The sequence below is a fragment of the Nitriliruptor sp. genome (genome assembly GCF_040882075.1).
Taxonomy (GTDB): domain Bacteria; phylum Actinomycetota; class Nitriliruptoria; order Nitriliruptorales; family Nitriliruptoraceae; genus Nitriliruptor.
The window spans coordinates 1-3493 of sequence record NZ_JBBEBZ010000112.1; the positions used below are offsets into that span (position 1 = coordinate 1).

Consider the following 3493-nt stretch of genomic DNA (forward strand, 5'->3'; position numbering starts at 1 on the left):
GATGGTCGCCCCGGTGGTCGCGATCACGACGGCGGCGACGATGGCCGCGATGGACCCGATGGTGTCGGCGAGGACCTCGAGGTAGGCGCCCTCGACGTTGAGGCTCTCCTTGGCTCCGCCGTGGAGCAGCACGATGCCGATCAGGTTGACGACGAGGCCGCCGGTGGCGACGGCGAGCATGCCGCCGGCGAGCACGTCGGGTGGGTCGCCGATCCGTCCGATCGCCTCGACCAGGACGTAGACCACCAGACCGGTGAGCAGGACCGCGTTCGCCAGGGCCGCGAGCACCTCGAGCCGGTACATCCCGAAGGTGCGGTCGCTGCGGGTGCTGCCGCGGTCGGCGGTGTGGATGGCTGCCAGCGCCATCGAGAGGCCGAGCAGGTCGGTCGCCATGTGGCCGGCGTCGGCGAGGAGCGCCAGCGAGTTGGTGAGCAGGCCGCCGACGATCTCAACGACGAGGAACCCGCCGATCAGCACGGCGGTCGCCGCGAGCCGTCGCTTGTAGCGTGCGCCGGCGCGACCGGTCGGCCCGTCGCTCCCATGACTCTGGCTCATGGTTCGATCCTCAGTTCTCGAGCAGGTCGCGGACCGCGTCCAGGTCCACGACGTTGTCCCACCGTCCGAGCACGGTGCCGTCGTCATCGACGACGAAGACCCACGGCTCGCTGCCGCCCGTCTCGGTCTGGATCCATGCGGCGGCTGAGGGGTGCAGCTGCTGCTCCTCGAAGTCCTCCCACACCTCGATGTGGATGACGTCGACGTCCTCGGGGAGTTCGTCGGCGAACTGTTCGACCTGTTCGGTGATGGGACCGCAGAAGCGCGACACGCAGTAGACCGGCGTCGAGAGCAGCACCACCGCACGGTTGCCGGCGGCAAGGCTCTCCTCGAGGGTGGTGTCGTGCAGCTGCGGGTCGGGGACCTCTGCGCCGTCCTGCGCGCGCGAATCGATCGTCTCGGGCGCAGCATCACCACCGATCGTCGGGTTCGGCACGGTCGGCGCGGCCTGGCCGACGTCAACGATCTGCTGCTCGGCGGCGACGTCGAAGGTCGTGGTGCCTTGGAGTCGTTCGCCGTCGATGTCCGCGAGGATGCCGATGCCGTACCGGCCGGGCCGTTCGAAGTCGAAGGAGGTCTCGTACACCCCGACGATCGAACCGTCGCCGGCCTGCGGCTCCTCGAGCGGCTCGGACGGTGCGAGCCCCGGAACCGGCAGGAACTGCGCCGTGGCGACCTTCCCGAGCTGCTCGGGTTCCTGTGCGCCGTCCTCACCGAAGTAGAACAGCTCCATCGATACCTCCCCGCCGACCAGAACCCCGCCGTCGGCGAGGATCAGCCCTGCGGTGAACCGACGGTCCTCACCGACGGCGAGGTCGTAGGAGGCGACCGCGGCCTGGACCGGCTGGTCAGCGACCGCGGTCGGCCCGTCCTCGGGTGCTCGCGAGCTTTCAGGGTCGTCGGTGACCGTCTGGCTGCTTGCGCACGCCGTGACGAACAACGCGAGTGCGGTGGCGAGCACCGGGATGGTTCGTCGCATCAGATCTCCTCACACGGGGCCGCGCCGGGGAGCCGGCCAGCGAGCTTGCTCAACCGGTCCGGGAGGTCGCGGCTGGTGTTCGGTTCGCCGTCGATGGCCGACTCGACCGCGCGTTTGGCTTCCAGGAGTCGTGCCGCCGCGGGGCGGTCGGTGGTCAACAGTTCACGTGCCACGGTGTGCAGCGGCCCGTGGACGTCACGCATGAAACCCTCCCCGGCCGCAGACGGATCCTCACCCGCGAGTCCGGACAGCTCGCACGTCCGCGACCGCAGATCACCAGCCTCGACGGGAACGGTGCCCCACCACGAGGTGACCAGACCCGAAGCTACGACCGCGCCCAGCGCGACGCCGGCGGCCGCACCACGGACGAGCTTGGTGTGCACGGCAGACTCCGGTCAGCGGCGGCGCCAAACCAGCGTCGAGCAAGCGTCCCCGCCGAGCTGGCGACGGCGGGGACGGCTGGGACGCCGCGGGCGTAACTACTACGACGCCATCGTAACGGGATGATGGGGATGCATGGCCGTCGTTCATGTCGCGGCGGCGGCGTGCTCGTGGGTGTGCTCGGGGCGATCAGCGGGTAGGGAGGTGAGTGGGGCGTCGCGTCGCCGGCCGGCGCGGACGCCGTTGGCGATGACGAGCACCTCGGCGAGCTCGTGGGTGAGGACGACGGTGGCCAGGCCGAGCACACCGGTGGCGGCCAGGGGCACGAGCGTCAGGAGGATGCCGGCCGAGAGGGCGAGGCTCTGAAGCATGATGCGACGGGTTCGGTTGGCGTGCTGGAGCGCCCGGGGTAGGTGGCGCAGGTCCTCGCCCATCAGGGCGACGTCGGCGGTCTCGATCGCGACATCGGTCCCCATGGCGCCCATCGCGATGCCGACGTCGGCAGTGGCGAGCGCTGGGGCGTCGTTGATCCCGTCACCGACCATCGCGACGCCGTGGGCGCCTCGCAGCTCGCCGATGACGCGGGCCTTGTCCTCCGGGCGCAGGTCCGCGTGCACGGCGTCGATGCCGGCCTCGGTAGCCAGTGCCGCCGCCGTGCGCGGGTTGTCGCCGGTGAGCATCACCACCTGCACGCCGCCGGCGTGCAGCTCGGCGACGGCGGCCGCGGCCTCGGGTCGCAGCTCATCACGGACGCCGATGACGCCGATGACCGCGTCGTCTGCAGCCACGAGCACTGCGGTCGCACCCGCGTCCTGTAGGCGCCTGACGTCCTGGGCGAGCCGGCCCGGGTCCAGGAACCCCGGCCGTCCCAGCTTCACCGCGCGGCCATCGACGAGCCCGGTGAGACCGTGCCCGGGCACCGCCTGAACTTCCATGGCGGCCCGCGGTGGAACCTCGGCCGCCGCGAGGACCGCACGGGCCAGCGGGTGTTCGCTGCGCGCCTCGAGGGCCGCGGCCAGCGAGAGAACCTCCGCTCTGGAGACGCCGTCGACGGGTACGACGTCGATGACCGACGGCTCGCCACGGGTGAGCGTGCCGGTCTTGTCGAGAGCAACGGTTCGGACCGTGCCCAACGCTTCGAGCGCCGCGCCACCCTTGACCAGGATCCCGCTGCGGCTCGCCGCGCCGATGGCGCTCACGACGGTGACCGGCACCGAGATCGCCAGCGCGCAGGGCGCTGCCGCGACCAGCACCACCAAGCTGCGGGACAGCCACACCTCCGGATCGCCCATCACGCTGCCGACCACCGCGATGAACGCGGCGAGGACCATCACCCCCGGGACCAGCGGACGGGCCACCCGATCCGCCAACCGCTGGCTCACGCCCTTGCGGTCCTGCGCTTCCTCGACGAGGTGGACGATCCGAGCCAGCGAACTGTTCGCAGTGGTCGCCGTGACGTCGAGCTCGAGCACCCCACCACCGTTGATGGTCCCGGCCAGCACCTCGTCACCAGGACCGACCTCGACCGGCATCGACTCGCCGGTGATCGCCGCGGTGTCGACCGCCGAACGACCCGCA

4 protein-coding genes are annotated in these 3493 nt (G+C 71.2%); all 4 read right to left on the reverse strand.

The genetic code is table 11. The features are described from left to right. Nucleotides 1-555, reverse strand: a 555-nt coding sequence (locus WEB03_RS06550; RefSeq protein ID WP_368070148.1) for a cation diffusion facilitator family transporter, incomplete at its 3' end; no start/stop codon positions are given. 10 nt (nucleotides 556-565) lie between these two features. Next, nucleotides 566-1534: a hypothetical protein gene (locus tag WEB03_RS06555; RefSeq protein ID WP_368070149.1), complete on the reverse strand. Its 969-nt coding sequence runs from the start codon at nucleotides 1532-1534 to the stop codon at nucleotides 566-568. Beyond that, nucleotides 1534-1917 (reverse strand): hypothetical protein, encoded by a 384-nt coding sequence (locus WEB03_RS06560; RefSeq protein WP_368070150.1) that lies wholly within the window; start codon nucleotides 1915-1917, stop codon nucleotides 1534-1536. The genes WEB03_RS06555 and WEB03_RS06560 overlap by 1 nt, the downstream gene beginning before the upstream one ends. Before the next feature lie 144 nt (nucleotides 1918-2061). Continuing rightward, the coding region (locus tag WEB03_RS06565) for a heavy metal translocating P-type ATPase (protein WP_368070151.1) at nucleotides 2062-3493 on the reverse strand (1432 nt) is incomplete at its 5' end.

Bases quoted from the DNA above. Each gene is read 5' to 3' on its own strand.
- WEB03_RS06555 (WP_368070149.1), bottom strand. From the start codon at position 1,534: ATGCGACGAACCATCCCGGTGCTCGCCACCGCACTCGCGTTGTTCGTC.